A 26,709-nucleotide genomic window follows, 5' to 3' on the forward strand; every position below is an offset into this window, starting at 1 on the left:
ACATGCTGGACGTAAGCACGATCGACCAATACTACGGCGGCAGCCACACCCTGCGCGGCGTGTCGCTGTCGGTGCGCCAAGGCGAATGCCTGGCGCTGCTGGGCCGCAACGGCGTGGGCAAGACCACGCTGCTCAAGTGCGTGATGGGCGTGCTGCCCGTGGCGCGCGGCGGCATCACGTTCGACGGCGCCGACATCACCCGCCTGGCGCCGCACCAGCGCGCCGCGCGCGGCATGGCGTATGTGCCGCAGGGCCGCGACATCTTTGCGCGGCTGACGGTGGAAGAGAACATCCTGATGGGCATGGCGACCAAGCCCGCGGCCCGGGCCCGCCGCATCAAGGAAGAAGTCTTCGAGCTGTTTCCCGTGCTGAAAAGCATGCTGTCGCGGCGCGGCGGCGACCTGTCGGGCGGGCAACAGCAGCAGCTGGCCATCGCGCGGGCGCTGGTGGCCGAGCCCAAGCTCATCATCCTGGACGAGCCCACGGAAGGCATCCAGCCGTCCATCATCAAGGACATCGCGCGCGTCATCCACATGCTGCGCCAGCGCGGCGACATCGCGATCCTGCTGTGCGAACAGTATTTCGACTTCGCGCGCGAGCTGGCCGACCAGTTCGTGGTGCTGTCGCGCGGCGAGGTGGTGGCCCGCGGCGGGCGCGACACGATCGACGGCGAGGACGTGCGGCGGCATCTGTCGGTTTAAGGGGCCCCGCGGCGCTGATCGTTTGGCGCCGCGGATGGACTATGCTCCGGGTCTGCTAGCGCGCATTGGCATCGCGCATTGGCATCGCGCATTGGCATTACGCAACACCCGAACAGGAGTTCTCATGTCCGACGTCACCATCTACCACAACCCCAAGTGCGGCACCTCGCGCAACACGCTGGGCCTGATCCGCAACGCAGGCATCGAGCCGCAGGTCGTGCTGTACCTGGAAACGCCGCCTTCCCGCGACACGCTCAAGACGCTGTTCAAGCAGGCTGGCATCGGCGTGCGCGATGCGCTGCGCGAAAAGGGCACGCCGTATGCGGAACTGGGTCTGGACGACACGTCGCTGTCGGATGACGCGCTGCTCGATGCGATCGAACAGCATCCCATTCTTTTGAACCGTCCGTTTGTGTCGACGCCGCTGGGCGCGAAGCTGTGCCGGCCGTGCGAAGGGGTGTTGGACATTCTTCCGTCCCCGCAGCAAGGCGCGTTCGCCAAGGAAAGCGGCGAGCCCGTCATCGACGCCCAAGGCAATCGCATCCAGAAGTAAAAACGGCCGCATCGAAGCGCTTTGCAAGGGAACTGACGGGTACGGTCATTACCATCGCGGCAACCGAATTATTACGCCGCGATGACGTGTCATGGATTTCCTGGAAAGCCTCAATCAGTCCCTTTTTCTTTCGATCAATGCCGACCCCGCCACGCCCGCGTGGCGGATCCACGCCGCCATGCTGGTGGCAAACAAGCTCATCCTGCTGGTTCCGGGCGTCATGGCCGCCTTGTGGCTGTGGGGCAGACAAGCCCAGCGCAGCCTGATGCTCAAGGCGCTGGCGAGTGTCGCCGTGGCCCTGGGGCTCAGCTACGTGTGCGGCGCGCTATGGCCGCATCCGCGTCCCTTCGTGATCGGCCTGGGCCACGTCTTTTTCGCGCACAAGCCCACATCGTCGTTCCCCAGCAATCACACGATCATCATCGCCGCCTTCGCCTTCGCGCTGATCCTGGACCGGCGCTGGGCGGGATGGGGCTGGCTCGCGTTGGCGGGCGCCTTGCTGGTGGGGACGTCGCGCGTGTATCTGGGCGTGCATTTCCCGCTGGATATCGCGGGCGGGTTGCTGCTGGCGCCCCTGGCGGCGGCCATCACGGTGCCGGTGTGGCAACGCGCGGGCGAACCGCTGACGGGCGTGGCGCAGGCGGTGTACCGCAAGGTGCTTGCCCTGCCGATTGCGCGCGGATGGATCCGGGCGTAACGGTGGCCGCGACGGCGCCCACCCTGCCCCTCAATTGATCGCGACCTTGGCTTCCTTGACCAGCTTCGCGTAATTGGTGGTGTCGGCGCCGATGCGCGCCTTCATCTCGGCGGGCGTGTCGCCGATCGGCACCGCGCCGATCTCGGCCATGCGCCGCGTGAAGTCCGGCGAACGGATGATCTTCACCATCTCGGCATTGAGCCTGTCGACCACGTCCTTGGGCGCCGCCGCGGGTGCAAGCACGCCGAACCACGTGCCCATGTTGAAGGGCTTCAGGCCCGCCTCTTCCATTGTCGGCACGTCCGGCAGCGCGGCCGAACGCTGGTTGGTGGTCACGGCCAGCGCGCGCAGCTTGCCGCTCTGGATGTGCGCAAGCACCGGGGTGATGGTGTCGAACGACATGTCGATCTGGCCGCCCAACAGATCGGTCGTCAGCGGCCCGCTGCCCTTGTATGGCACATGCAACAGCTGCACGTTGCCCGCGCGCTCGAACTGCGCGCCGATCAGGTGCTGGCCCGTGCCCATGCCGTTGGACCCGTAGGTCAGCTTGCCGGGCGAGGCCTGCGCCAGCTTCAGCAGCGAGGCCACGTCCTTGGCCTGCAGCTTGGGATTGACGACCAGCACATTCGGCACGAGCGCCACGGTGGTGACCGGCGCGAAGTCCTTCTGGAAGTCGTAGTTCAGGTTCTTGTACACGCTGGTGGCGATGGTGTGATGCACCGCGCCCATCAGCAGCGTGTAGCCGTCCGGCGCGGCCTTGGCCACGTAGTCGGCGCCCAGCGTCGACCCCGCCCCCGGCTTGTTCTCCACCACCACCGGCTGACCCAGGCTTTTGGCCAGCTCCTGCCCCAGCGCGCGCGCCAGCACATCCGTCGTGCCGCCGGCCGGAAACGGCACGACGAGGTTCACCGGGCGCGTCGGATAGGACTGCGCCTGCGCGCCGCCCGCGAATGAAACGCCGATCAGGCAGGCGAACGCCAAGGCGCGCGCCGTCATCGCTTTCTTTTGCATGATTTGTCTCCTGACTACGAATGAGCTTCGCTTGTTGTTGTGTTGCCCGGTGCGGGCGTCGGATCTGATGTCCTCGTACCTGCACCGTCTCCAGGTGTCTGACACCCGTTGAAGCACTGCGCCAAGCCGACCATCCTTTCCATAGGGTGTCAGACACCAACACCAGTGCACCTCTCCAGGTGTCTGACACCCGTTGAAGCACTGCGCCAAGCCGGCAATCCATTCCATAGGGTGTCAGACACCGGCACCTGTGCACGGCGTCTGCACCCGGGAACCCGCTACGCCGCCTTGGCTTGTGCCGATTCGGACAGCTTTTTGCATACTGCGTTGGTCACCTGATCGGTCGTGGCGCGGCCGCCCAGGTCGCCGGTGTGCAGCGCGGGATCGGCGGTGACGCTTTCGATGGCCTGCATCAGCCGTGCCGCGGCTTGGGTTTCGCCCAGGTGCTCCAGCAGCATCACCACCGACCAGAATGTTCCGACCGGATTGGCCAGGCCCTTGCCCATGATGTCGAAGGCCGAGCCGTGGATGGGTTCGAACATCGACGGATAGCGCCGCTCGGGATCGATGTTGCCGGTGGGCGCGATGCCCAGGCTGCCGGCCAGCGCCGCGGCCAGATCGCTCAGGATGTCGGCATGCAGGTTGGTGGCAACGATGGTGTCCAGCGACGCGGGGCGGTTGACCATGCGCGCGGTGGCGGCATCGACCAGTTCCTTGTCCCAGGTCACGTCCGGAAACTCGCGGCTGACCTGCACGGCGATCTCGTCCCACATCACCATGGCATGGCGCTGCGCGTTGGACTTGGTGACGACGGTCAACAGCTTGCGCGGCCGAGACTGCGCCAGCTTGAACGCAAAGCGCAGGATGCGCTCGACGCCGGCGCGCGTCATGATCGATACGTCGGTCGCGGCCTCGATAGGATGGCCCTGATGCACGCGGCCGCCCACGCCGGAGTATTCGCCCTCGGAGTTCTCGCGCACGATCACCCAGTTCAGCTGTTCGGGCGTGCAGCGCTTGAGCGGCGCGTCGATGCCCGGCAGGATGCGCGTGGGACGCACGTTGGCGTATTGGTCGAAGCCCTGGCAGATCTTCAGGCGCAGGCCCCACAGCGTGATGTGATCGGCGATGTCCGGGTCGCCCGCCGAACCGAACAGGATCGCGTCCTTGTCGCGCAGCGCGTCCAGCCCGTCGGCCGGCATCATGACGCCATGCTTGCGGTAATAGTCCCCGCCCCAGTCGAAATCCTGGAACTCGAAACGCAGCCCGCCCTGGGCCGCCAGTTCCTGCATGACGCGCTGGCCGGCTGGAATCACTTCCTTGCCGATGCCGTCGCCGGGGATGGTTGCAATGCGATAGGTCTTCATGGGGCCAGCGCTCCGTGCGGGGTGAATGCTGCTGGCACTGTACCGAGCGCGGCGCGTGGCGCACGCGCCCAGATTCACAACATTTTCAACCTGAAGTTGAAAGTGCCCGCACGGCCGCGGCCGACGGTTGCGCGCTGCGCCAGTCCGCCTCGTGCGCCAGCAGCCAGCGCTTGCGGGCAAGGCCGCCGCCGTATCCCGTCAGCGCGGCGTTGGCGCCGATCACGCGGTGGCACGGAATCACGATGCCCGCCGGATTGGCGCCATTGGCCAGCCCGACCGCGCGCACCGCCGTGGGCCGCGCGATCCGCGCCGCAAGCGTGCCGTAGCTGATGGTGCAGCCGCCGTCGATGCCGCGCAGCGCGTGCCAGACCTGCTGCTGGAACGGCGTGCCGCCAAAGGCGACCGGAAGATCCGAGATGGCGTCCACATCGCCGTCGAAATACGCTTGCAACGCGCGGCTAGCCTGCGAGGGCTGCGCAGCGCTCTGCAGTTGCACCGCGCCCCGGCCGTACTGGCGCTGCAACAGCAGGTGCATGCGGGATTCGTAGTCTTCCCAGTCCACGGCGCGCAGGTGGTCCTGCGCATCCGTCAGCACGAGCATCCGGCCGATGGGCGTGGACACGCGTTCGAGCAGAAAGGTGTGTACCGGCATGATGCCGCTCCGCAAAGGTGTGCAAGCCGCCAATATAGACCTGCCGCCGGCGCGTGCGCTGGCGGTTTTCGGACAGCTGTGTGACATTCACATCCCCGTCCGAAATCCGCTAGATCTTGTCCGCCCGGCGGCGTTAGCATCGCCTCATGAACCTGAACCACGATGCCTGCTACAGCGCCATCCAGGTGCGCGACGCCCGCTACGACGGCCGCTTTTTCACGGCCGTGAAAACCACGCGCATCTACTGCCGGCCGGTCTGTCCGGCACGCACGCCCCTGTCCAAGAACGTCACGTTCTTCTCAACCGCCGCGGCCGCGCAAGAGGCGGGTTTCCACCCGTGCCTGCGCTGCCGTCCGGAAACGGCGCCCGAACTGGGCCCTGGCCACGAACTGCCAGCCAGCGTGACGCGCGCGCTGCAGCGCATCGAACTGGGCGCGCTGGACGAGGCCGGCGTCGATGTGCTGGCGCAGCGCCTGGGCATCGGCGAACGGCAGTTGCGCCGCCAATTCCGCCAGCATCTGGGGGCCTCGCCCGTCGCATTCGCGCAGACGCGCCGCGTGCTGCTGGCCAAGCAGCTCATCCACGAAACGCAGCTTCCCATGGCTGAGATCGCGTTCGCCGCCGGCTTTGGCAGCATCCGCCGCTTCAACGAAGTGTTCCTGGACCTGTTCGGCCGCGCGCCCGGCGAATTGCGGCGTTCAGGCAAGCCGGAAGTGCCCGCGGGACGGGACGGAGAAATCAAGCTGTTGCTGCGTTATCGCCCGCCCTACGACTGGGACGCCATGCTGGCCTTCCTGCGGCTGCGCGCGATCCCCGGGGTGGAATCCGTGACCGGCGACACCTATGCGCGCACCATCAGCCTGGACGGCGCGCAGGGCACGGTCACGGTCCGGCCGTGCGCAGGCGACGCGCTGCACGTGACGGTGCGCTTTCCCCGCCTGCAATCGCTGCCCGCGATCATTGCACGCCTGCGCCGCGTCTTTGATCTGGCCAGCGACCCCACGGCCATTGCCGCGCAGTTTGCCGCCGATCCGGTCATGATGGGGCTGATGCACGCACGGCCGGGCTTGCGCGTGCCGGGCGCATGGGACGGGTTTGAACTCGCCATGCGCGCGGTGCTGGGCCAACAGATCACGGTGGCAGCGGCCATCCGGCTGGCCGGCAAGCTGGTGGCAGCACACGGCGCGCCGCTGACCCAACCGGACGGTGCGCTGACCCATGTGTTCCCCGAGCCCGCAACGGTGGCCGCCGCCGAGCTGGCATCGCTGGGCATGCCGCGCAGCCGCGCGGCGACGTTGTCGGCGGTGGCCGCAGCCGCCGTCGCGGACCCGCATCTCTTTGACGCCGCCGTCGATCTGGAAGACGCGGTGCGGCGGCTGCGCACGATACGCGGCGTGGGGGAATGGACGGCTCAGTACATCGCGCTACGGCAACTGCGCGAACCGGATGCGTTTCCGCATGCGGACATCGGCCTGATCCGCGCCCTGGAAAAGCTGGAATCCCGGCCCTACACCCCCGCACAGCTGCTGGCGCGGTCCGAGGCCTGGCGGCCATGGCGCGCCTATGCGGCGCAGCACCTTTGGACGGCCTGACCCCGGCTCGGGCGGCCGGCCTTCACCAACGCCCCTCCGAGCCTTCGCCAAAATACGCTACCAGAAAGTCCACGAACACGCGCACCTTCGCGGACAGGTGATGGCGTTCGGGGAACACCGCGTAGATGTCCGCCTGCGGCAGCGCATAGTCTTCCAGCACCTGCACCAGACGGCCGCTGCGCAGGTAGCGGGCCAGATCCCATTCGGCGCGTTGCAGGATGCCCAGGCCCGCCAGCCCCCAGGTCAGCGTGACCTCGCCGTCATTGCTGCTGAGATTGCCGCGCACCTTCACGGTTTCGCTGCGCCGGCCGCGGGTGAACCGCCACAGGCCATAGGCCGCCTCGTTCTGGCGCAGCACGATGCACTGATGCCGCGCCAGGTCGTGCGGCGTGGCCGGCGTGCCGTGTTTTTTCAGGTAGCCGGGCGACGCGCAGACCAGGCGGCGGTTGGGCGCGATCTTGCGCGCGATCAGGCTGGTGTCGGGCAGATCGCCGAAGCGCACGGCGACGTCGAAGGCCTCGCGCACGAAGTCGGCGGGCCGGTCGGTCAGCTGCAATTGCAGCGAGACCTCGGGGTATTTCTGCGCGAATTCCGCGATGGCGGGCGCGATGTAACTGCGCCCGAAACCGAGCGGCGCATTGACCTTGAGCAGCCCGCGCGGCGCGGCTTGCCGGCTGGCGATGAGCGCATCCAGATCGTCGATTTCGCCCAGGATGCGGCGGGCGTTTTCCAGGTAGACCTCGCCCTCGGCAGTAAGGCTCAGGCGCCGCGTGCTGCGGTTGAACAGCCGCACGCCCAGCCGCGCCTCGATCTGCGCGAGGCGCTTGCTGACCGCGGCGGGCGTGACGTCAAGCTCGCGCGCCGCGGCCGACATGCCGCCCGCGCGCGCAAGTTCCACGACAAGAAGCAGCTCGCCGGAATGGCCCATCGGCGTGGACCGGCCGCTCAGTCGCGGAAGTTCTCGAACTGCAGCGGCAGGTCGACGTCGGTCTTTTTCAGCAGCGCGATGGCGGTCTGCAGGTCATCGCGCTTCTTGCCGGAGATGCGCAGCTTGTCGCCGTTGATCTGCGATTCGACCTTGAGCTTGGCGTTCTTGATGGCAGCGATGAGCTTCTTGGCCACGGGCTGCTCGATGCCCTGCTTGATCGTGACCTTCTGGCGGGCGCCGCCCAGGTTTTCGAGCGGGTCGGCCACATCCAGGCAGCGCACGTCGATGCCGCGGGCAGACAGGCGGCCGCGCAGGATGTCCAGCATCTGCTTGAGCTGGAACGCGCTGGACGCGACCTGGGTCACGACGAAGCCTTCGAGTTCGAACTTGGCGTCCGTGCCCTTGAAATCGAAGCGCGTGGCCAGTTCGCGGTTGGCCTGGTCGACGGCGTTGGCCAGTTCGTGTTTGTCGACTTCGGAGACGACGTCAAAAGTAGGCATGACACAGGATCCTGTGAAAATTGGCGGAAAAATGCAATGCCCGCCATTTTACCGGCCTCGCGCGCGGCGTCACGCCGTCATGCCATCACCACCAGCAGGCGCTCGGGTTGCAAGGGATGCGGCATGACGTGGGCGTCGATGCCATAGGCCAGGAACAGGTTCCGCGGGGTCAGCACCTGCGCCGGCGTGCCCGCCGCAATGGCGCGGCCGCCGCACAGCAGCAACAGGCGGTCGCACCAGCGCGCCGCCAGATTCATGTCGTGCAGGATCACCAGTACCCCCGTATCGCCATCGTGGGCCAGACCCGCCGCCACGCGCAGTAGATCGCCCTGGTGCTTGGGGTCCAGGCTGGCGGTGGGCTCGTCCAGCAGCAGATAGCGCGGTTCGCCCTGCCCGCGCGCCGCCTTGCACTGCACCAGCACCCGGGCGAATTGCACGCGCTGCTGCTCGCCGCCGGACAGCTCGGGGTAACGGCGCGCGCGCAGATGCGCCACGTCGGCCCAGCCCAGCGCCTGCTCCACCAGCGCGTCCACCTGGGCGGGCGATAGCTCCGGAAACGGATAGGCGCCCATCCCCACCACCTCGCGCACGGCCAGATCGAAACTGAGCCCTGGTTTTTGCGGCAGCACCGCGCGCAAGCGGGCCTGCTGGCGGTGCGCCAGCCGCCGCACGTCGGCATCGCCCAGCCGGACCCTGCCCGAATCGGGCGCCAGTTCGGACGACATTGCCCCCAGCAGCGTCGACTTGCCCGCGCCGTTGGCGCCCAGCAGGCCCACCACTTCGCCCGGCCGCACCGCCAGCGACACCTTGTCCAGGATGCGGCTGCCCCCGCGCGTCAACACCAACTCATCGGCCGCGAGCATCATCCATGCCTCCGGCCGCGCGCCAGCAGCCACAAGAAAAAGGGGCCGCCCACCAGGCTAGTCACCAGCCCGATCGGCAGTTCGGCCGGCACGACGGCCACGCGCGCCAGCCAATCAGCCAGCGTCAGCGCCAGCGCGCCGCCCAGCACGCACGCGGGCAGCAGCCAGCGGTGGTTGGCGCCCAAGGTCATGCGCACCAGATGCGGCACGACCAGGCCCACGAAGCCGATGCCGCCGGTGGCGGCGACCAGCGGGCCCACGATCAGCGCGCAGGCCAGCACCAGTTGTGCCCTGACCCGCTTGAGCGCATAACCCAGATGCTGCGCTTCACGCTCGCCCAGCAGCAACGCGTTCATCACCCGCCACTGGCGCATCAGCCACCAGGACATCGCCAGCACCCACGGCCCAAGAAAGGCCAGCAGCGTCCAATTGGCGCCGGCCAGGCTGCCCATGGTCCAGAACGTGAGGTCGCGCAGTTGCGCGTCATTGGCCACGAACGTGAAGAGACCGATCATGGCGCCCGCCACTGCGTTGATGGCAATGCCCGCGAGCAGCAGTCCCGCCATGCCGGGCACGCGCCGACCCAGCGTGTACGCGCAGAAGGTGGCGAGCAGGCTGCCCGCAAAGGCCGCCGGCGCCAGCACCCAGAAGCCGCCCGCGGTCAGCACGATGGCGGCCACCGCGCCCAGCGATCCGCCCGCCGAAATGCCGATGAGACCGGGCTCGGCCAGCGGATTGCGAAAGAGCGCCTGCATCGCCGCGCCTGAAATGGCCAGCGCGGCGCCCGCCACCATGGCAAACAGCACCCGCGGCAGCCGGATGTCGATCAGGACATTGCGCCAGAGCGCATCGTCCGGCGCGGGATTGCCAAACAGCAGCGCGGGCATGTCGCGCAGCGGAATCTGCACTGCGCCGCTGGCGCTGGCGGCCAGTGCCACCCCCACCAGCACGGCGCCCAGCACGGCCAGCGCCATCGGTGCCGAGACGCGCCTTGCGCTAGCGCCCCATGACACCGGCCGCCTCCCGCTTGAGTTCGGTCAGCGCCAGCGGCAGGCGCGGGCCCATGCCCAAGAGGAGCAGGTCGTCCATGACAATGACGCGCTTGCGCGCCGCGGCGGGCGTGGAAGCCAGGCCGGGCAGCGCCAGCAGCTTATCCACACCGCCGGACGCGTCCAGCGACGTCCGCGTCACCACGATGATCTCCGGCGCCAGCGCGCTGACGGCCTCGGCAGAAAGGGGCTTGTAGCCGTGCTGGTCCTTGAGCACATTGGCCAGGCCCGCCATCGACATGACTTCGTTGGCCGCCGTGCCGCCCCCGGCGCCTTGCAGCGTGCCCGTGCGGTTGATGACCAGGATCGCGCGGGCGCCGGTGGCGGGAATCGCCTCGACCGCCTTCAGGTCGCGCGTGATCTCGGTCACCAGCGCGTCGCCGGCCGGGGCCACGTCCAGCGCCTCCGCGATGTTGCGGATGCGGGCCTTCAGCGAGTCCACAGACGGCGCGTCGGGCACCGTGACGATGCGCACGCCGACGTCGCCCAGACGCTTGAGCGCATCGGGCGGGCCGGCCTGCTCGGACGCCAGGACCAGATCCGGCTTGAGCGCCAGCACGCCTTCCACCGGCACCGCGCGGTAATAGCCGACGCGCGGCAGCTTGGTCGCGGCCTCGGGGTACAGGCTGGACAGATCGTCCCCCACCAGCTTGCCGCCCTGCCCGAGCTGATACACGATCTCGGTCACACTGCCGCCCAGCGTCACCACCCGCGTCGCCACCCGTTCGGGCGGCGCCGCGTGCGCGCCCGCCGCCAGGAACCAGGCCGCCACTGCCAACCATTTCTTCATCGCTTTCGTTTCCTTATGCGCTCAACGCTCAGGCGGCCAGCGGCGCGCTGCACAGGCCAACCATCAGTTCGCGCCATTGCGGGATTTCCGGCTGACCGGGCTTGCGTTCGCCAAAGCACTGCACGATCAGGTCGCCCGTGCTGGCATACACCTCCAGCGAGGTGACCCAACCGTCCGTCGTGGGCTTGTTGACCACCCACGCCGAGGCGATCGCGGTGGTGTCCAGGTGCAGGTTGAACTTGGGATCCAGCACGTTGAACCACGGCCCCGTGCGGCGCAGCGACTGCACCGGTCCGGAATGGATCTGGATCATGCCGCGGTTGCCCACGAAGCACATGATGCGCAGGCCCGATTTGGATGCGGCCTGCAGCATGCGCTCGACGGCGTCGGCCGGCACCGGCTGCGCCAGGTCTTCGCCCGCAGCCGACAGCGCCGCCAGGCGCGACACCTTGAACTTGCGCAGGAGCGGGAAGAACTCGTGCGTGTCCTTCATGGCCAGCCAGGCCTCGCGCCACGCTTGCGCGTCCTCGACCTGCGCGGCGTCCGACGGCGGCGCGTAGGCTTGCGTGACGGGCCACTGCGCCTGGCCCGCAAATCGCGCAACCAGCGCGTCCCATGCGGCGGCATCCGTGCCGTCGGTGCGGTAGACCTTGTGCACCGCCACGCCCGCGCCGTCGAAGAACTGCAGGCTGCGGCGGCCATCCTGCTCGACCGACCAGGCCGACTTCCAGGCGGTAAAGAAAACGCGCAGGTCGATGTCCGGCCCCAGCACCAGGCCTACCGGACCGTCGGCCTGGATGTCCTCATACCGGCCGTGGCGCTCGTGCACACACCAGTCGTTGCGCGTCAGCGCCATGACCTCGCCCAGCGTGCCCAGCTCGCGGAAGATCTCCTGCGGCGTGCCAATGAGCGCCGTCGCCTGTACCCCGCCACAGCCCGCGGCCACCCATTCGGCCTCGGACACGCCCAGGGCTTGCGCCAGATTGCGGGCGCGCAGCCCGGGTTGCGAGGCGGCCAGCGCCTCGTTGCGAGCGCGCAGTGCTTGCGCGCGGGTGGTGAAATCGGTAGTCGTCATCGTAGGCCCTCCGGCCAGTGCAAAACACGTTGCTGAAAACCGCCGCCGGGTCCGGTCAGCGCCGAATGGCGGCGGACCGAACTCAATATTGATACGTCAGCGAGACGCGCACGCTGCGTCCCGGTTCCGTGTACCAGTCCACCGGGCGCGGAATCGCGGTGGCGCCGGCGGTCGGCACGTTGATGGCCTCCCAGTACTTCTTGTCGAACAGGTTGAAAACGCCCGCCTGCACCTGCAAGCCCTTCACCGCGGCGGGACGCCAGTAGCCCATCAGGTCGACCACGCCGTAGCCCGGCGCCTTGAAGTCGGGATTGGGCGCGTCGGCCGACGCCTCGGGGTACTCGACCTTGTTGCGCTGCATCGCCGTGGTCAGCATGGCGTCCACGCCCCACACGTCGTGGCCATACCCCACGCCCAGCACTGCCTTCAGGGGCGCCACGGAATTCAGGTACTGCCCCGTGCCCTCGTCCTTGCCCACTGCCCACGCCAGCGATCCCCACGTGCGCCAGCCCGGCGCGAACTTCCAGTGAGCGCTTGCCTCTGCGCCGTAGATGCGGACCTTGGCGCGGTTGACGTTGCCCGTCACACCCAGCGGATACTGGCCTGCCCAGCCCGCCTGCCACTGCGGCGAACTGGCGTTGAGCGGCACATCGCCATCGATGAAGTTCTGATAGCGATTATCAAAGAACGATACTGCACCGCCCAGGTCGTCGGACCCCATCTTGGCGCCCAGTTCCCAGCCCTTGCTGGTCTCCGGTTTCAGGTACGGATTGCCCACGCGCAGATAGGTGCCCGGGCCGCCATAGTTGGTGTAGAGCTGCGTGGCGCTGGGCGCCTTGAAGCCGTACGCGTACTGCGCATACAGGCTGAGCTGGTCCGCCGCCCGCCATGTGGCCAGCAGCTTGGGCGAGAAGCGGCTGCCGCTGTTGCTGGGCGGCAGCGCGCCCGCGTTGGGATTGCTTTCGTAGCCGGCCGTGGATTGCGGCCGTTGCTCGTAGTGGTCGTAGCGCAAGGCGGGAGCCAACGTGTAGCGCCCGTCGGCAAAGCTGAACTCGTCCTGCACCCACAGCGCCCACTGGTCGCCCTTGGACTGCGGCACGTCGGCCTGATTGGTATGCAGCATGTCGCACGCACGCGGACCAAACGGCGCGGGTGTGCCCGGACGGATCACCGGGCAATTGTCATAGCCGCTGGAGTTCTGCTCGGTCTTGTTGCCGTACCACTCGCCGCCGAACGACCACAGTTGCGACACCGACGCGCCCGCGATCCGCTTGGTCAATTCCGTGCTGGCGCCAAAGAGCGTCTGCTGGATCGAATTGCTGCGGCCGTAAGGCCCGTTGGGAAAGCCGTAGCGGAACGGATCGCCAGGAATAATGCGAGCACGCGAGTCGACGCCGCGGATGCCGGTGAGCGAGTTGTCCAGGCGCACGCGCTGCCAGTACACGACGGCGTGGGCCGTGTCGATGAGGCCGCCCGAGTCCGGCGCCGTGTACGTGTAGTCGAACGACACCCGCTCGCGTTCGGTTTCCTTGCGCGTGCTGTTTTCGCCGATGAGGTAGCTGGTGCCGAGGCCTTGCTCCCACATGTTGTCGATGTCGGCATTGCGCTTGAAGTATTCGCCCGTCAGGCCGAACAGATGCGCGCCGTCCACCCGTTGTTGCAGCTTCATCAGGAAGCTGCGCTGGTCGTAATCTTCGGGGCTGGGCTCGCTGCGCTTGGCGCCGTAGCCGCCGACGTCGCCCCGGTTGTCCAGCTCGTGACCGTTGCGCACGCCCGCCTGCACCAGCCAGAACGTGTTGCTGTGGATCTGCCCGGCCAGCGCGGCGTTGGCGCCCCAGCTGTTGTCCGCGGAGTCGAAGTCGGTCTTGGCCAGCGCGCCGAAGGTCTTGCCGTCGCTCAGCAAGTCCGCGGGGTTCAGCGTGTGCAGGTCGGCGATGCCCGAGATGGCGCCGGAGCCGCCGCCGGTCGCGTCCGCACCGCGCACGATGTCCAGGCGCGACAGGCTGTTGAAGTCCACGGCCTCCAGGCCGCCCTTCACGCCGCGCGCGCCGTCGTCCAGCCACGGCAGGCGGATGCCGTCCACGCGGGTCAGCACGCGGTCCTGGTCCAGACCGCGGATGTTGATGCTGTTGGTCGTGCGATTGAAGTTCACGCCCGGTTCGGCGCGCCGGCCCAGGTCGGTCCAGTTCCGGATCTGCAGATCGTCCATGCGGCGGCGGTCGGTGCTGGTGTCCCAGGCCGGCGTGACGACGGCGGCTTCGCCGTCGATCCGCACCGGCGCAAGCTGCGTCACGCCGCCCTGCGGCAGCGCTTGCAACACGAAGACGCCCGCGCTGCGTTCCTGCACGCCCAGTCCGCTGCCGGCCAGGAGACGCGAGAACCCCTCATGCACGGAATAGGCCCCCTGCAATCCCGCGGTGCGCCGTTGACCCACCAGCGCCGCATCGAACAGCACAGTCACGCCGGCGCTGTCCGCAAAGCGCGGCAACGCATCCGCCAGCGCCCCGGCCGGGATGCTGTAGCCGCGCATGCCGGCCTGCGCCGCCGCGGCCCCCTGCGCCTGCGCGGCGGACATCGGCAGCATCGCGGCGGATGCCGCGCACAAGGCCAGTGCCGCGTGCACGGCGGCGGTCAGACGGGTCAGCCGGCATTGCGCGCCTCGGGCTGATCGGGAGCCGCTTGCGCGGCCGGCGGGGTAGTAAGCCATGGTCGTCCTTTCGATCCAACAGGTATCGGCATCTATGTGCCCATACAGACCATGACCCTCGTGAATTCAAAACCGGACAACAAGGATCGAAAAAATTTCGGTGCGTTGAAAATCGCGCCCGCCGACACGACGCGCGAGCGGCCTGTCATGTCTTTGCCCGGCCTCATGCCGCGGCGTCGCGCGGCAGGATCGTCACCCAATACGGCGTGCGGTAACGCACCTGCACGGGCAGGGTCGCGGGCAGCGCGGCGAGCACCGCATCGGTGTCGTGCAACTGGAAGGCGCCAGAAATGCGCAGGTGCGCGATGCCGGGATCGCAGCGCACGATGCCCTGGCGGTAGCGGCCCAGTTCGGCCGCAAAGGCATCCAGCCGCAACGCGCTGGCGTACAGCACGCCGCGCAGCCAGTCGCTGGCGTGCGGGTCCGCGGGCGTGGCCGCGGCCACGGACCCGGGCGACAGCTGGCTCTGCTCGCCGGCCGACACGTCGACGTAATGCCCTGGCTGCCCGCTGCTGGCGACGCGCACGCGTCCTTCCTGCACGCTGAGCTGACAGCGTCCACCCTCCTGGCGCACGCAAAAGCGCGAGGCCTGGGCTTCGATATCGCCCAGCCGCGTGCGCACGATGAACGGGCGCGGATGGCTGGCGGGATCGGCCACCGCGTGCACGGCGATCTCGCCGCCGCGCAAGCGCACGAGCCGCGTCGCGTCATCAAACAGCACGTCGACGGCGCTGGAGGTGTTCAGATGCAGCGTCGACCCGTCAGCCAGCATCACGTCGCGCCGCTCGCCCGCGGCGCTGCGGTAGTCCGCGCGCCAGTCCAGGGGATCGGCCCGCCATGCGGCCCAGCCTGCCGGCCCCGCCACGATCAGGGCGATCAGCGTCTTGACGGCGGCGCGGCGGGACTTCAGATCCGGGCGATTCAGCGCCGCCATGCCCAGCGCCGACGGAATCAGCCCGAAGCGCGCATTCACGCGTTGCGCCCGCTGCCAGGCATGTTCGTGCTCGGCCTTGCTGGCGCGCCATTGGGCGCAGGCATGGACGTCGGCGTCGGTGGCGCGTTCCGAGCTCAGGCGCAACAGCCACCGCGCGGCCTCGCGCGCGACGTTGCGTTCAACGGCAGGCAGCTCGCCCGCCGGATCGGCCTGCGCGCTCACATCACCGCCATGATGCATTGCTCGAGTCCCTTGGTGATGTAGCGGTGCACGGTGCGCAGCGACACATCGAGCCGGCTGGCGATCTCGGCGTGGCTCAGCCCCTCCAGTTGCGCCATCAGGAACGCCTGGCGGGCGGGCAGCGACAGGCCGGCCAGCATTTCTTCGATCTCCTGCAGCGTCTCCAGGATGATGAGACGCTGCTCCGCGGACGGCGCCAGCGCCTCGGGCATCAGCGCCAACGCCTCCATGTACGCCTGCTCGACCGAACGGCGGCGATGATGGTTCAGCAGCAGGCGCTTGGCGATGGTGGTCAGGTAGGCGCGCGGTTCACGCAGCGCATCCAGTTCGTGCCGGTGGCGCAACACGCGCACGAACGTGTCCTGCGCAAGATCGGCGGCATCGAAACTGTTGCCCAGTTTGGCGCGCAGCCAGCCATGCAGCCATCCGTGATGGGCGCGGTACAGCAGGTTGACGGCGTCGCCCGAGGCGAGCACGGAATTCGGCACGGATGGCTCCCTGACTCACAACTGCAAAAATCACAACTACAAATAGAAATCAATCTCATTCTAAATGCAAAACCATGATCCAGGTCAAGTCCGCGCGCCGGCTTCGCGCCATATATCATCCCAACGACACGCGCCGCCTTCCGTGGCGCCGCTTTCTACAGGCTGATCCCCATGCTCTACGCCGTCCTGCAATTCGTCCACGTCATGGCCGTGATCCTTTGGGTAGGCGGCATGCTCTTTGCCCACTGTTTTCTGCGGCCGGCGGCCGCCAAGCTGGAGCCTCCCGTGCGGTTGCCGCTCATGGCGTCGGTGCTGGGGCCGTTTCTGAACGCCGTGCTGGGGGCCATCGTCCTGATTCTGGTGACGGGCGCCTGGATGATCGGCGCGTCGGCCAGCCAGGCCGCCCAGACCGGTGGCGCGTTCTTCATGCCCCGGAACTGGACGCTTATGGCCAGCGGCGGCATCGTAATGATGGCGATCTTCGGCCACATCCGCTTCGCGCTGTACAAGCGGCTGGCCGCAGCCGTGGCGGCGTCCGACTGGCCGGCGGGCGGCCGGGCGATGGCCGGCATCCGGCGCTGGGTCGGCGTGAACCTGCTGTTGGGCATCGCCATCGTGGGCGTCATGTTCCTGGGCTAGCGAAGGGGCGTGCCGCCCAGGCCAAGCCCATCGACAACAGCGCCCTCGCCCAGCCCGGGTTCCGTGCGCACGAGGCCACCTACGGCGTGGTTTACCGCCTGCCGGCTGAGGTCAACGCCATCCTGGACGCCAAGGTCAACGGCTCCCTCAAGCAGGACCTCATCGCGCTCGGCCTGAAAACCGAGGCCGACACGCCCAACCTGCCGCACGTGACCGTGGTCCACATCCATAACGCCGATCCGCAGACGCCCGCGCGCATGCTCAAGGCGCTACCCAAGCCGCCCGGACCGCTGCCCGTGACGCTGAAGACCTTCTATCCCACCGAGGCCGCCAAGGGCGCGGGCCATCCGTGGTGGCTGGACCTGGGCGTGGTCAAGAGCGGCCAGGGCTTCGAGGACATGATGCGCTACAACACCGTGGCCACCGCCGCCCTTGCCCCGCTGCGCGACGGCCCGCTGCCGCGCGTGACGGGCCCGGTCTACGCCAAGATGAGCGACGCCGGCAAGGAGCTGGTCAAGACGCTGGGCGTAAGCGGCGTGAACACCGTGCAGGACGGCATCCAGACCACGTTCAAGGACGTCTCGATCGTGGAGATCGGCTTTGCCGGCAACGTCGTGCGCGAGATCTACTGCGTCAGCCTGGAGGACGGGTCGGTGCTGGACGTCGCGTCGGGCAAGCCGGTCCGCAACTAAGGCCGGGTAGGTAGGGCTGGCAAACGGCGTTGAAGGTCGGGGACGATCCGCGGCAGACTGTTCCCGCCTGCTGCCATTTCATGGCAGTATTGCGCCGTCCGCCCCGCGCCCGCCCCCATGTCCCGCACTGAACGCCTCCTGGACCTGCTCCAGACCCTGCGCCGCCACCGCCTGCCCGTCAGCGGCCATCGGCTTGCGGCCGAAATGGGCGTCAGCCTGCGCACGCTGTATCGCGACATCGCCACCCTGCAATGCCAGGGCGCCGAGATCGAGGGAGAACCCGGCGTGGGCTACGTGCTGCGGCCCGGCTTCATGCTGCCGCCGCTGATGTTCAGTACCGAAGAGATCGAGGCGCTGGTGCTGGGCACGCGCTGGGTGGCGCGCCGCTCGGACGAGCGCCTGGGGCTGGCCGCCAGCAATGCGCTGGCCAAGATCGGCGCGGTGCTGCCGCAGGAATTGCGCGACGAGCTCGACGCCATCCCGCTGCTGGTCGCGCCCAGCGCCGTGGCCGTCACGGATCGCGTGGACGTGTCGCTGATCCGCCAGGCGATCCGCGGCGAACAGAAGCTGGAAATCACGTACCGCGATGACAAGGGCGCCGACTCCAACCGCATCATCTGGCCGTTCGCGCTGGGCTTTTTCGACAGCGTGCGGCTGGTGATGGCCTGGTGCGAATTGCGCGGGGACTTCCGGCATTTCCGCACCGACCGCATTGCAACGCTGACGGTTGCGGACCGATATCCCAGGCGCCGCCACATCCTGCTCAAGGAGTGGCGCGCGCTCGACCACGAGGCCCGCAAGAATTGATATCGACTACTGCCAAAATCTGACAGTACCCCTGCCTATGATGAGCGCATCCCCCCCTGGAGCGCATCATGTCAGACACCAATTTCGTCATTCTGTATGTGGAAAAACCGCAGGCCAGCGCCGCCTTCTATAGCGCGCTGCTGCAGCGCCCGCCCGTCGAATCCTCGCCCACCTTCGCGCTGTTTGCGCTCGACTCCGGACTGATGCTGGGATTGTGGTCGCGCTACACCGTGGCGCCCCCCGCGGCCGGACGCGGCGGCGCGTCCGAACTGGCATTCACCGTGGCGGATGCCGACGCGGTCAACCAGCGTCATGTGGACTGGAGCCTGCGCGGCCTGCCCATCCTGCAGGCGCCTACCGACATGGACTTTGGCCGAACCTTCGTGGCGCTGGATCCCGACGGCCACCGCCTGCGGGTATTCGCCCCCGCGCCGGAACCGGCTGCCGTCCGGACAGAGCGCGCGGTCGCCGCCGTTTGACGGCCGCTTGACGGCAAACGGCCGCGCCTTTGAGCGCGGCCGCCGATGATGCATCACGCACGCTGCCGGCGCGCGCTCATGGCCACCGCTTCGCCGCGCTTCTTGAACAACAGGTAGTACGCCGCGGCCAGCAGCACCAGGAACGGCACGCCAAACACCAGCGTCAGCTTGAAGACGCTGGTGAAGTACGTGGTCACCAGAATCGCCAGCATCGCCCCCGCGCCCAGCAGCGTCAGCACCGGAAATCCCGGCATGCGGAATGACAGCTTCGCGCCGCCCTCACGCACCCAGCGGCGGCGGAAGAAGTAATGCGTGACAAAGATCATCATCCAGGTAAAGAGCGCGCCGAACATCGAGATGGCCATCATCAGCGTGAAGGCCGTTTCCGGATACAAAACATTCAGCACCGTGGCGATGGCGATGCCGCTGGTGGACAGCAGCAGCGCGTTCAACGGCGTGCCGTTGCGGGACAGCCGGCCCATCGCCGACGGCGCGTGACCCGCCCGCGACAAGCTGAACATCATGCGCGTGGTGATGTAGAGCTGGCTGTTCATGGCCGACAGCGCAGCCACCAGCACGATGAAATTGATGACGCCCGCCGCCCCCGGAATATCCAGCACCTGCATCACCTTCACGAAGGGGCTGCCGTCCTTGCCGGCTTCATTCCAGGGCACGATGGCCAGGATCAGCGCCAGCGTCAACAGATAGAACACGACCAGCCGGACGATGGTGGCGCGAAACGCCTGCTTGACCGCACGTTCCGGGTCTTCGGCTTCGCCGGCCGCCACGGCGATCATCTCGACGCTCAGATAGCTGAAGATCGAGATCACGACCGCGATCCACATGCCCCACACGCCGTTCGGAAAGAACCCGCCATGCGCGGTGTAGTTCGCGGTGCCGTACTGCGGATCGCCCCAGACCACATAGGCGCCCAGGATGATGAAACCCACGATGGCGCTGATCTTGATGGTCGAGAACCAGTATTCGATCGTGCCGAACGCCTTCACGCTCAGGGCATTGATGAGGATGAGCGCCGCTGAAAATACGCAGACCCACTGCCATCCCGGCACACTGGGAAACCAGAAGGCCATGTACTTGGCCACCGCCGTGACCTCGGTGCCCACCGCCAGCACCACGCAGGACCAGTACGCATAACGCACCAAAAAGCCCGCAAGCGGGCCGATGTAGTGCTCGGCGTAAGCGCCGAACGAGCCGGACGTGGAATGCGCGACCGTCATTTCCGCCAGGCAGGCCATGAGCAGCAGCGTGATGACGCCGCCGATGGCATAGCTGATGAGCACACTAGGACCGGCAAAGCCGATGGCGAATTTGCTGCCCAGGAACAGCCCTGTTCCGATGGCCCCGCCGATGGCGATCATGCTCATCTGGCCGGACGTCAGCCGGCGCTTGAGTCCCTGTTCGCGTTCGGCGATCTGGCCGAACCCCTTCTGTTGTTGCATTGTCTCCTCCTGTACTGCGCATTCTTGTTGGATGTACGGCCCCCGGGGCCGGCGCGATGAGGCCTGATTTCCGGCGATCAGGTCACGGCGGACCGCTGCTTGAACTCGGGCTTGTCCCATTCCCGGTTGTCCAGCACGTCCTTCAGGATGTCGACCGCGTCCCACACGTCGGCATAGCCGAAATACAGCGGCGTCAGGCCGAAACGCAGGACCTCGGGCTCGCGGTAATCGCCGATCACGCCCCGCGCGATCAATGCCTGCATGACTTCAAAGCCATTGGGATGGCGAAAGCTCACGTGGCTGCCGCGATCGGCATGCATGCGCGGCGTCACCAGCGTCAGCGGGTGGCCGGCGCAACGCGATTCAACGAGGTCGATGAAAAGGTCGCCCAGCGCCAGCGACTTCTTGCGGACTTCGTCCATGCCGGCGGCGTGCGCCACGTCCAGGCCGCACTCGACCAGCGACAGCGACACGATCGGCTGCGTGCCGCACAGGTAGCGGCGGATGCCGCCCGCCGGCTCATAGGCCACGGCCATGTCGAAGGGGCGGCTGTGTCCCCACCAGCCGGACAGCGGCTGCCAGAAATCCTGGGTGTGCCGTGGCGCAACCCAGATGAAGGCGGGCGAACCGGGGCCGCCGTTCAGGTACTTGTACGTGCAGCCCACCGCGAAGTCGGCATTGGCGCCGTTCAGGTCCACGGGCACCGCGCCGGCCGCATGCGCCAGGTCCCAGATGGCCAGCGCGCCGCGCTCGTGCGCCTTCGCCGTCACGGCGGCCATGTCGTGCATCTGGCCGCTGCGGTAATTGACGTGGGACAGCAGCATGACGGCGACGGAATCGTCCAGCGCCTTGTCGAGCGGCAGGTCGTCGTCGATCAGGCGCATTTCGTAGCCCTGCTGCAGCAGGTCGATCATGCCCTGGATCATGTAGAGATCGGTGGGGAAGTTGTCGCGCTCGGACAGGATGACGCGGCGCGCGGGTTGTTTGTGCTGCTGGATGCGCAGCGCGGCGGCCAGCGCCTTGAAGATGTTGAGGGACGTGGTGTCGGTGACGACCAGTTCGCCATCGCGCGCGCCCAGCAGGCGGCCCAGCTTGTCGCCCAGGCGCGCCGGCAGGTCGAACCACCCCGCCGTGTTCCAGCTGCGGATGAGGCCGTTGCCCCATTCGTCCGCGATGACCTGCGCGGCGCGGGCGGCGGCGGTCTTGGGCAAGACGCCCAGGGAATTGCCGTCCATGTAGAGCACGCCGGGCGGCAGATCGAATTGTTCTTTCACGCCAGCCAGGGGGTCCTGGCGGTCGGCGTTGACGCAGGCTTCACGAGTGTTCATGTTCCGTTCCTTCCAACTGGATTCGGGATACATGCTATCAGCGCACTCGGTCCGAAAAATTGCAAAATCGGTCGTGACTTACCCTGGTTTTCCGCATTAAATTGCATTCACCATCATTTTTTCGAACTGGATTGCGCCATGCAGATCGACGCCATAGACCAGCGCATACTTGCCCGCCTGCAGGAGGACGGACACCTCAGCAATCAGGACCTGGCCGAACAGGTGGCGCTGTCGCCGTCCGCCTGTCTGCGCCGCGTGCGCGCGCTTGAAGAAGCCGGGCTCATCCGCGGCTACCGCGCGGTGCTGGACGCCGAAAAACTGGGCTTCGAGCTGGAGGCCATCGTCCATGTGTCGCTGGACCAGTCGCGCGCCGGCTGGCACGAGGAATTCATGGCGGGCATCGCGCTGCACGACGAGATCACCGAAGCCTGCATCGTCACGGGCGCGTCCAACTACATCCTGACCGTGCGCACGCGCAACCTGGCTGCGTTTTCGAATTTTGTCGAAGACAAGCTCAGCAAGATCCCGGGCATGCGCGATCTGTGCTCGCATATCGTCATGCGCAAGGTGAAGAACCGCGAAGGCATGCTGCCGCTGGCAGCCTGGCGATAGCGGTTTCCTTCCGGCGCCCGCAACCGGAACGCGCTATACCGGCGCGTGCTCCAGAAACCCGAACACGGTCACGAAATGGCAGGCCGTGCCAGCCATGACGAAGAGGTGCCAGATGCCGTGCGCATGCCGCCAGCGCTGGTCGTTGGCGTAGAACAGCGTGCCGCAGGTATAGATGGCGGCGCCCGCCAGCAGCCACGTCAGCCCCGCCGACGACAGCGCGCCGGCAATCGGGGCGGCAAAGGCCACGCCCAGCCAGCCCATCGCCAGGTACAGCGGCAAGGCGGGCGGCGCGTTGCGCGCCCACCAGAGTTCGCGGCTGATGCCCACGAAAGCCAGCAGCCAGATCGCCACGCCCATTGCGGCGCCCCAACGATGGTCCACGGGGCCAAACGCCAGCGGCGTGTACGTGCCCGCGATCAGCAGGTAGATGGCGCAGTGGTCCGCCTTGGCCCACATTTCCTTGCGGCGCCCTCGCGAGCAATGAAACAGCGAAGACGACGCATACACCGCGACCATCGACGCCGCGAACACCGCGCAGCTGATGATCTGGCGCGTGTCCACCCGCAGCTCGGCCGCGCGCGTGATCAGTGCGCCGGATGCCAGCACCGCCAGCGCCAGCCCGGCCAGATGCGTCACGCCATTGAGTCGTTCGCCTTCCTGCATGTGCGCCCCCGCGCCGGCGGCATGCCGGCGCCTGTCATCATGGCGCGCTTATATGACAGCGGCGGGACAGCGGCATCACCCCACGAAATCCACCGCCGCCGGATAGCCTTCGATGGCGCGCGCGGCCAGGACTGCGCGCTGCACCGCGATCGCCATCGCTTCGGCCGCCATGACGCCCAGCAGCATCACATTGGCCGTCTTGCCCGACGCGCCCGTGCCCAGCGCAAAGATCGTGTCGCCGTCGAGCATGGTGTGGATGGGGTTGATCGTGCGAGCCAGGCCGTCATGCGCCATGCCGGCGATCTTCTGGGCTTCGGCCTTGGTGAGCCGCGCATCGGTGGCCACCGCGCCTATGGTGGTGGCCGCGCCCGCGCGCATGGACTTGGGCAGATCGCCCGCCAGGATGGCCGCGCGGGTGTCGTGCAGCGTCCTGCCGTCCGCCGTGCGCGCGCCGGCCAGGATGCGCCCGGTGGCCGGGTCCAGCACGTCGCCCACCGCGTTGACCGCGACAATTGCCCCCACCGTCACGCCCGCCACAGTCAGCGACGCGCTGCCGATGCCGCCCTTCATGGCGCGCTGGGGACCATATAGCTTGCCTACGGTCGCCCCCGCCCCCGCGCCCACGTTGCCTTCCTGTGGCGCGTCGGCGGTGGCGGCCCGGCAGGCCTGATAACCCGCGGCGGCATCGGGCCGCACCGACGCATCGCCCACGCCCAGGTCGAACAGCACCGCGCTCGGCACGATGGGCACGAAGGCCACGCCCACATCAAAGCCGATCTTCTTTTCTTCCAGATACCGCATCACGCCCGAGGCCGCGTCCAGCCCGAACGCGCTGCCGCCCGTCAGCACGATCGCGTGCACCTTGTCGACCATGTTGATCGGATTGAGCAGGTCGGTCTCGCGCGTGCCCGGCGCCGCGCCGCGCACGTCCACGCCGCCCGTCGCGCCCGCGTCGGCAATGATGACCGTGCAGCCCGTGGGCCGGCGCGTTTCCGTGTAATGCCCGACCCGCAAGCCCGCCACGTCGGTGATGCTGCCGCCGCCCGGCAGCGCCGCCGCGCCGCCGGCGCCTTGCGCGGGCATCGATCCCGCCGCCGCCGCGCCCGCGGCCGCCATCATGAACGCGCGCCTGTTCCATTGCTGTTGCACATCCGTCTCCATCAAGGTAATGCCTGAAGGATCCCGGGCCGACTGCGCCGGGCGTCTGGTAACGCTATATGACCTGTGGCTATATTTTTACTATTCCTTATGCTTTGTGGAAAAATAGCCCGGTTGTTAGAGTGCCGCTACGCCGGAGGGCATTGCAGGCCCACATGCTCTCCACAGTGATCATCCGTGGAGCATTGCCATGAAACTCTTTCGTACGCTTTTCATCGCCGGCCTCGTCCAGGTCGCCGCCCTGTCCGCCGCCCATGCCCAGTCCGAACTGGACCAGATCAAATCCGCGGGCGTCTTCAAGATTGGCACCGAAGGCACCTACGCGCCGTTCACCTTCCACGATGCATCCGGCAAGCTTACCGGCTTTGACGTGGACATCGGCCGCGCCATCGCCGAGCGCCTCGGCGTGAAGGCGCAATTCATCGAAGGCAAGTGGGACGGCCTGATCGCCGGCCTGGACGCCAAGCGCTATGACGCCGTCATCAACCAGGTGGGCATCACCGATGCGCGCCGCGCGAAGTACGACTTCTCCGATCCCTACATCTCGTCGGCCGCCGTGCTGATCGTGCGCGACGACAACACCAGCATCAAGTCCTTCGCGGACCTGAAGGGCAAGAAGTCCGCCAACACGCTGACCAGCAATTTCGGCAAGCTGGCGCAGAGCCACGGCGCGGAAGTGGTCGCCGTGCAGGGCTTTAACGAAGCCATCGATCTGCTGACCTCCGGCCGCGTCGAGGCCACCGTCAACGACAACCTGTCGTTCCTGGACTTCAAGAAGCAAAAGCCCAATGCCCGCGTGAAGATCGCGGCCACGGACAAGACGGCGGAGTTCAGCAACTCGGGCGTCCTGATCCGCAAGAACAATCCTGAACTGCAGGCCGCCATCAACAAGGCGCTGGCCGACATCAAGGCGGACGGCACGTACAAGACCATCTCGGTCAAATACTTCGGCACGGATCTGTCCGCGCAGTAAACCTCTGGAGCGCCCATGACGCTGCCCCCTTGGCTTCACGCCTTCCTGCCGGACTGGCTGCTGGCAAAAATAGGCGAATGGTCCGTGCCGGCCTGGGTGCAGCTGATGGCGGATTCGTTCTGGCCGCTGCTGCACGCGGGGCTGGTGTTCACGGTGCCGCTCACGCTGATGTCCTTTGCGCTGGGCCTGGCGCTGGCCTTCGTGGTGGCGCTCATCCGCCTGTTCGGCCCCGCGCCGCTGGTGGCCGTGGTGCGCTTTTACGTCTGGCTGATCCGCGGCACGCCGCTGCTGGTGCAGCTGTTCGTGATCTTCTATGGCCTGCCCAGCGTGGGCATCGTGCTGGACCCGCTGCCCGCCGCGCTCATCGGCTTCACGCTGAACGTCGGCGCCTACAACTCCGAGGTGATCCGCGGCGCGATCGAATCGATCACCAAGGGCCAATGGGAAGCGGCCTATTCGCTCAGCATGACGCGCGGCCAGGCCCTGCGCCGCACCATCCTGCCGCAGGCGGCCCGCGTGGCCGTGCCGCCGCTGTCCAATTCCTTCATCGCGCTCGTCAAGGACACGTCGCTCGCCGCCGTGCTGACGGTGCCCGAGATTTTCCAGGCCGCCCAGCGCATCGCCGCGGTCACGTACGAGCCGCTGATCCTGTACACCGAGGCCGCGCTGATCTATCTGGCCTTCAGTTCCGTCCTGTCCGCGGCGCAGGTGCGGCTGGAGCGGCGCTTCGGCCAGCACGCGATGTTTAGCGAGAAGACCCGATGATCCGGCTTGAAAAAATCGAAAAGTCCTTCGGCGGCAATCCCGTGCTCAAGCAGGTGGATGTGCAGATCGACGAAGGCAGCGTCACCGCCCTGATTGGCCCATCCGGCAGCGGCAAGAGCACCCTGCTTCGCTGCGTGAACCTGCTGGAAGTGCCGGATCGCGGGCGGCTGGAGATCGGACCTGAAACGGTCGACTTTGAACCCGGCCGCAAGCTGACGCGTGAACAGGTCCAGGCCGTGCGCATGCAGACCGGCATGGTGTTCCAGAACTTCCAGCTCTTTCCGCATCAGACCGTGATCGGCAATGTGATGGAAGGGTTGGTGACGGTGCAAAAATGGCCTGCCGATCGTGCGCGCGCGCGGGCGGAGGAATTGCTGCGCAAGGTGGGGATGCTGGAAAAGGCCGATGCGTGGCCCGCAAACCTGTCCGGCGGCCAGCAACAGCGCGTGGCGATCGCCCGCGCACTTGCGCCCGCGCCGCGTGTCCTGCTGTGCGACGAGCCGACGTCGGCGCTGGACCCAGGTTTGGCGGCGGAAGTGGTGGATGTCCTGCGCCAGCTGGCCGCGGAAGGCATGACGATGCTGATGGCCACGCATGATTTGCGGCTGGCAGCGAGTGTGTCGCGGGAAGTGGTGTTTCTGCTGGATGGCGTGGTGGTGGAGGCCGGCGATTCCCGCACGGTGTTCTCGCAGCCTCAGGATCCGCGCACGGCGACGTTCATCTCGACGCTGACGCAGGAAGCGCCGTAGATCCGGGGGGCTCGTGGATCTCGGTGTCTGACACCCTCTGCGACGCTGCCACGAGTTGACGGTCATCTCGCCAGGGTGTCAGACACCTGCCGCCACTCCTGCCGACTATCTCGGTGTCTGACACCCTCTGCGAAGCTGCCGCAAGTTGACGGTCGTCTCCCCAGGGTGTCAGACACCTGCCGCAAGCCGACACGCCACCGCCAGCTCCCGGGTGTCAGACACCAGCCGCAACGCGTAGAT

General features: G+C 67.4%; 28 protein-coding genes. 12 read left to right on the forward strand and 16 right to left on the reverse strand.

Annotated elements, in window-relative coordinates:
* The first annotated feature begins 2 nt into the window (after window positions 1–2).
* The 3 genes from urtE (at window position 3) to V6V88_RS21500 (ending at window position 1,951) form a co-directional block, all read left to right on the forward strand.
* The gene (urtE, locus tag V6V88_RS21490) at window positions 3–701 is read left to right on the forward strand and encodes an urea ABC transporter ATP-binding subunit UrtE (RefSeq protein WP_062838707.1); all 699 of its coding nucleotides are present in this window, start codon (window positions 3–5) and stop codon (window positions 699–701) included.
* A gap of 124 nt (window positions 702–825) precedes the next feature.
* On the forward strand, window positions 826–1,254 hold the full coding sequence (gene arsC / locus V6V88_RS21495) for an arsenate reductase (glutaredoxin) (protein WP_062838706.1): 429 nt from the start codon (window positions 826–828) through the stop codon (window positions 1,252–1,254).
* Window positions 1,255–1,345: 91 nt separating this feature from the next.
* Window positions 1,346–1,951 carry a phosphatase PAP2 family protein gene (locus tag V6V88_RS21500; protein ID WP_338616258.1) on the forward strand — a complete coding sequence of 202 codons (606 nt, stop codon included), beginning with the start codon at window positions 1,346–1,348 and terminating at the stop codon, window positions 1,949–1,951.
* A 30-nt stretch (window positions 1,952–1,981) separates the two neighbouring features.
* On the opposite strand, the gene V6V88_RS21505 is transcribed toward V6V88_RS21500, so the two are convergent.
* From V6V88_RS21505 to V6V88_RS21515, 3 genes are all read right to left on the reverse strand, one after another.
* Window positions 1,982–2,962, reverse strand: coding sequence for a tripartite tricarboxylate transporter substrate binding protein (locus tag V6V88_RS21505; protein WP_338616259.1), 981 nt, complete (start codon window positions 2,960–2,962; stop codon window positions 1,982–1,984).
* 278 nt (window positions 2,963–3,240) lie between these two features.
* Window positions 3,241–4,326 (reverse strand): tartrate dehydrogenase, encoded by a 1,086-nt coding sequence (locus V6V88_RS21510; RefSeq protein WP_338616260.1) that lies wholly within the window; start codon window positions 4,324–4,326, stop codon window positions 3,241–3,243.
* An 85-nt stretch (window positions 4,327–4,411) separates the two neighbouring features.
* Entirely contained in the window at window positions 4,412–4,978 is a 567-nt protein-coding gene (locus V6V88_RS21515) for a methylated-DNA--[protein]-cysteine S-methyltransferase (protein WP_338616261.1), read from the reverse strand.
* Between the two features lie 146 nt (window positions 4,979–5,124).
* Here V6V88_RS21515 and V6V88_RS21520 point away from each other — a divergent pair, with 146 nt between their 5' ends.
* Window positions 5,125–6,570: an AlkA N-terminal domain-containing protein gene (locus V6V88_RS21520; protein WP_338616262.1), complete on the forward strand. Its 1,446-nt coding sequence runs from the start codon at window positions 5,125–5,127 to the stop codon at window positions 6,568–6,570.
* Between the two features lie 22 nt (window positions 6,571–6,592).
* Here V6V88_RS21520 and V6V88_RS21525 read toward each other — a convergent pair whose 3' ends face one another.
* The 9 genes from V6V88_RS21525 to V6V88_RS21565 all read right to left on the reverse strand — a co-directional run bounded on the left by V6V88_RS21525 (window position 6,593) and on the right by V6V88_RS21565 (window position 16,144).
* Entirely contained in the window at window positions 6,593–7,498 is a 906-nt protein-coding gene (locus tag V6V88_RS21525; protein WP_056326428.1) for a LysR family transcriptional regulator, read from the reverse strand.
* A 17-nt stretch (window positions 7,499–7,515) separates the two neighbouring features.
* Window positions 7,516–7,998 (reverse strand): YajQ family cyclic di-GMP-binding protein, encoded by a 483-nt coding sequence (locus V6V88_RS21530; RefSeq protein ID WP_056326426.1) that lies wholly within the window; start codon window positions 7,996–7,998, stop codon window positions 7,516–7,518.
* 77 nt (window positions 7,999–8,075) lie between these two features.
* A complete protein-coding gene (locus V6V88_RS21535; protein ID WP_338616264.1) occupies window positions 8,076–8,864 on the reverse strand; it encodes a heme ABC transporter ATP-binding protein in 789 nt (262 codons plus the stop codon).
* Window positions 8,861–9,835, reverse strand: coding sequence for an iron ABC transporter permease (locus V6V88_RS21540; protein ID WP_056326421.1), 975 nt, complete (start codon window positions 9,833–9,835; stop codon window positions 8,861–8,863). Before V6V88_RS21540 ends, V6V88_RS21535 begins: the two co-directional genes overlap by 4 nt.
* Before the next feature lie 22 nt (window positions 9,836–9,857).
* On the reverse strand, window positions 9,858–10,700 hold the full coding sequence (locus tag V6V88_RS21545) for an ABC transporter substrate-binding protein (protein WP_338616266.1): 843 nt from the start codon (window positions 10,698–10,700) through the stop codon (window positions 9,858–9,860).
* Between the two features lie 28 nt (window positions 10,701–10,728).
* Complete coding sequence (locus V6V88_RS21550) at window positions 10,729–11,775, reverse strand: ChuX/HutX family heme-like substrate-binding protein (protein WP_223572531.1); 1,047 nt, start codon at window positions 11,773–11,775, stop codon at window positions 10,729–10,731.
* 82 nt (window positions 11,776–11,857) lie between these two features.
* Window positions 11,858–14,359, reverse strand: a complete 2,502-nt coding sequence (locus V6V88_RS21555; RefSeq protein ID WP_338619678.1) for a TonB-dependent hemoglobin/transferrin/lactoferrin family receptor — start codon at window positions 14,357–14,359, stop codon at window positions 11,858–11,860.
* A gap of 286 nt (window positions 14,360–14,645) precedes the next feature.
* Entirely contained in the window at window positions 14,646–15,656 is a 1,011-nt protein-coding gene (locus tag V6V88_RS21560) for a FecR domain-containing protein (protein ID WP_338616267.1), read from the reverse strand.
* Entirely contained in the window at window positions 15,635–16,144 is a 510-nt protein-coding gene (locus V6V88_RS21565) for a sigma-70 family RNA polymerase sigma factor (protein WP_062838694.1), read from the reverse strand. The genes V6V88_RS21560 and V6V88_RS21565 overlap by 22 nt, the downstream gene beginning before the upstream one ends.
* A 171-nt stretch (window positions 16,145–16,315) precedes the next feature.
* Here V6V88_RS21565 and V6V88_RS21570 point away from each other — a divergent pair, with 171 nt between their 5' ends.
* The 4 genes from V6V88_RS21570 (at window position 16,316) to V6V88_RS21585 (ending at window position 18,761) form a co-directional block, all read left to right on the forward strand.
* Complete coding sequence (locus V6V88_RS21570; protein ID WP_223572535.1) at window positions 16,316–16,783, forward strand: CopD family protein; 468 nt, start codon at window positions 16,316–16,318, stop codon at window positions 16,781–16,783.
* Window positions 16,784–16,812: 29 nt separating this feature from the next.
* Window positions 16,813–17,475, forward strand: a complete 663-nt coding sequence (locus tag V6V88_RS21575; protein ID WP_280002819.1) for a hypothetical protein — start codon at window positions 16,813–16,815, stop codon at window positions 17,473–17,475.
* A gap of 117 nt (window positions 17,476–17,592) precedes the next feature.
* The gene (locus V6V88_RS21580) at window positions 17,593–18,282 is read left to right on the forward strand and encodes a YafY family protein (protein WP_062838691.1); all 690 of its coding nucleotides are present in this window, start codon (window positions 17,593–17,595) and stop codon (window positions 18,280–18,282) included.
* A gap of 68 nt (window positions 18,283–18,350) precedes the next feature.
* The gene (locus V6V88_RS21585; protein ID WP_056326395.1) at window positions 18,351–18,761 is read left to right on the forward strand and encodes a VOC family protein; all 411 of its coding nucleotides are present in this window, start codon (window positions 18,351–18,353) and stop codon (window positions 18,759–18,761) included.
* Between the two features lie 53 nt (window positions 18,762–18,814).
* On the opposite strand, the gene V6V88_RS21590 is transcribed toward V6V88_RS21585, so the two are convergent.
* Window positions 18,815–20,221, reverse strand: coding sequence for an amino acid permease (locus V6V88_RS21590; protein ID WP_062838690.1), 1,407 nt, complete (start codon window positions 20,219–20,221; stop codon window positions 18,815–18,817).
* Between the two features lie 77 nt (window positions 20,222–20,298).
* A complete protein-coding gene (kynU, locus tag V6V88_RS21595; protein WP_338616271.1) occupies window positions 20,299–21,549 on the reverse strand; it encodes a kynureninase in 1,251 nt (416 codons plus the stop codon).
* 138 nt (window positions 21,550–21,687) lie between these two features.
* On the opposite strand from kynU, the gene V6V88_RS21600 reads away from it, so the two are divergent.
* Window positions 21,688–22,161: an Lrp/AsnC family transcriptional regulator gene (locus V6V88_RS21600; protein ID WP_152382365.1), complete on the forward strand. Its 474-nt coding sequence runs from the start codon at window positions 21,688–21,690 to the stop codon at window positions 22,159–22,161.
* A 33-nt stretch (window positions 22,162–22,194) separates the two neighbouring features.
* On the opposite strand, the gene V6V88_RS21605 is transcribed toward V6V88_RS21600, so the two are convergent.
* Together V6V88_RS21605 and V6V88_RS21610 are read right to left on the reverse strand one after the other, a co-directional pair.
* Window positions 22,195–22,824 carry a hemolysin III family protein gene (locus tag V6V88_RS21605; protein WP_338616274.1) on the reverse strand — a complete coding sequence of 210 codons (630 nt, stop codon included), beginning with the start codon at window positions 22,822–22,824 and terminating at the stop codon, window positions 22,195–22,197.
* 75 nt (window positions 22,825–22,899) lie between these two features.
* Window positions 22,900–23,985: a P1 family peptidase gene (locus tag V6V88_RS21610; protein WP_196589452.1), complete on the reverse strand. Its 1,086-nt coding sequence runs from the start codon at window positions 23,983–23,985 to the stop codon at window positions 22,900–22,902.
* 187 nt (window positions 23,986–24,172) lie between these two features.
* On the opposite strand from V6V88_RS21610, the gene V6V88_RS21615 reads away from it, so the two are divergent.
* The 3 genes from V6V88_RS21615 (at window position 24,173) to V6V88_RS21625 (ending at window position 26,469) form a co-directional block, all read left to right on the forward strand.
* Window positions 24,173–24,955: an amino acid ABC transporter substrate-binding protein gene (locus V6V88_RS21615; protein ID WP_063952100.1), complete on the forward strand. Its 783-nt coding sequence runs from the start codon at window positions 24,173–24,175 to the stop codon at window positions 24,953–24,955.
* Between the two features lie 84 nt (window positions 24,956–25,039).
* Complete coding sequence (locus V6V88_RS21620) at window positions 25,040–25,720, forward strand: amino acid ABC transporter permease (protein WP_056327000.1); 681 nt, start codon at window positions 25,040–25,042, stop codon at window positions 25,718–25,720.
* Window positions 25,717–26,469 carry an amino acid ABC transporter ATP-binding protein gene (locus V6V88_RS21625; protein ID WP_062838685.1) on the forward strand — a complete coding sequence of 251 codons (753 nt, stop codon included), beginning with the start codon at window positions 25,717–25,719 and terminating at the stop codon, window positions 26,467–26,469. The genes V6V88_RS21620 and V6V88_RS21625 overlap by 4 nt, the downstream gene beginning before the upstream one ends.
* Window positions 26,470–26,709 lie beyond the last annotated feature (240 nt).

The sequence above is a fragment of the Achromobacter sp. E1 genome, assembly GCF_037039475.1.
GTDB classification, from domain to species: Bacteria; Pseudomonadota; Gammaproteobacteria; order Burkholderiales; family Burkholderiaceae_B; genus Achromobacter; species Achromobacter mucicolens.

Bases quoted from the DNA above. Each gene is read 5' to 3' on its own strand.
- V6V88_RS21525 (WP_056326428.1), bottom strand. From the start codon at position 7,498: ATGGGCCATTCCGGCGAGCTGCTTCTTGTCGTGGAACTTGCGCGCGCG.
- V6V88_RS21560 (WP_338616267.1), bottom strand. From the start codon at position 15,656: ATGCATCATGGCGGTGATGTGAGCGCGCAGGCCGATCCGGCGGGCGAG.
- V6V88_RS21520 (WP_338616262.1), top strand. From the start codon at position 5,125: ATGAACCTGAACCACGATGCCTGCTACAGCGCCATCCAGGTGCGCGAC.
- V6V88_RS21585 (WP_056326395.1), top strand. From the start codon at position 18,351: ATGTCAGACACCAATTTCGTCATTCTGTATGTGGAAAAACCGCAGGCC.
- V6V88_RS21610 (WP_196589452.1), bottom strand. From the start codon at position 23,985: ATGGAGACGGATGTGCAACAGCAATGGAACAGGCGCGCGTTCATGATG.
- V6V88_RS21515 (WP_338616261.1), bottom strand. From the start codon at position 4,978: ATGCCGGTACACACCTTTCTGCTCGAACGCGTGTCCACGCCCATCGGC.
- V6V88_RS21535 (WP_338616264.1), bottom strand. From the start codon at position 8,864: ATGATGCTCGCGGCCGATGAGTTGGTGTTGACGCGCGGGGGCAGCCGC.
- arsC (WP_062838706.1), top strand. From the start codon at position 826: ATGTCCGACGTCACCATCTACCACAACCCCAAGTGCGGCACCTCGCGC.
- V6V88_RS21580 (WP_062838691.1), top strand. From the start codon at position 17,593: ATGTCCCGCACTGAACGCCTCCTGGACCTGCTCCAGACCCTGCGCCGC.
- V6V88_RS21600 (WP_152382365.1), top strand. From the start codon at position 21,688: ATGCAGATCGACGCCATAGACCAGCGCATACTTGCCCGCCTGCAGGAG.
- V6V88_RS21555 (WP_338619678.1), bottom strand. From the start codon at position 14,359: ATGCTGCCGATGTCCGCCGCGCAGGCGCAGGGGGCCGCGGCGGCGCAG.
- V6V88_RS21615 (WP_063952100.1), top strand. From the start codon at position 24,173: ATGAAACTCTTTCGTACGCTTTTCATCGCCGGCCTCGTCCAGGTCGCC.
- V6V88_RS21570 (WP_223572535.1), top strand. From the start codon at position 16,316: ATGCTCTACGCCGTCCTGCAATTCGTCCACGTCATGGCCGTGATCCTT.
- V6V88_RS21510 (WP_338616260.1), bottom strand. From the start codon at position 4,326: ATGAAGACCTATCGCATTGCAACCATCCCCGGCGACGGCATCGGCAAG.
- V6V88_RS21500 (WP_338616258.1), top strand. From the start codon at position 1,346: ATGGATTTCCTGGAAAGCCTCAATCAGTCCCTTTTTCTTTCGATCAAT.
- V6V88_RS21625 (WP_062838685.1), top strand. From the start codon at position 25,717: ATGATCCGGCTTGAAAAAATCGAAAAGTCCTTCGGCGGCAATCCCGTG.
- kynU (WP_338616271.1), bottom strand. From the start codon at position 21,549: ATGAACACTCGTGAAGCCTGCGTCAACGCCGACCGCCAGGACCCCCTG.
- V6V88_RS21545 (WP_338616266.1), bottom strand. From the start codon at position 10,700: ATGAAGAAATGGTTGGCAGTGGCGGCCTGGTTCCTGGCGGCGGGCGCG.
- V6V88_RS21505 (WP_338616259.1), bottom strand. From the start codon at position 2,962: ATGCAAAAGAAAGCGATGACGGCGCGCGCCTTGGCGTTCGCCTGCCTG.
- V6V88_RS21550 (WP_223572531.1), bottom strand. From the start codon at position 11,775: ATGACGACTACCGATTTCACCACCCGCGCGCAAGCACTGCGCGCTCGC.
- V6V88_RS21605 (WP_338616274.1), bottom strand. From the start codon at position 22,824: ATGCAGGAAGGCGAACGACTCAATGGCGTGACGCATCTGGCCGGGCTG.
- V6V88_RS21540 (WP_056326421.1), bottom strand. From the start codon at position 9,835: ATGGCGCTGGCCGTGCTGGGCGCCGTGCTGGTGGGGGTGGCACTGGCC.
- urtE (WP_062838707.1), top strand. From the start codon at position 3: ATGCTGGACGTAAGCACGATCGACCAATACTACGGCGGCAGCCACACC.
- V6V88_RS21530 (WP_056326426.1), bottom strand. From the start codon at position 7,998: ATGCCTACTTTTGACGTCGTCTCCGAAGTCGACAAACACGAACTGGCC.
- V6V88_RS21590 (WP_062838690.1), bottom strand. From the start codon at position 20,221: ATGCAACAACAGAAGGGGTTCGGCCAGATCGCCGAACGCGAACAGGGA.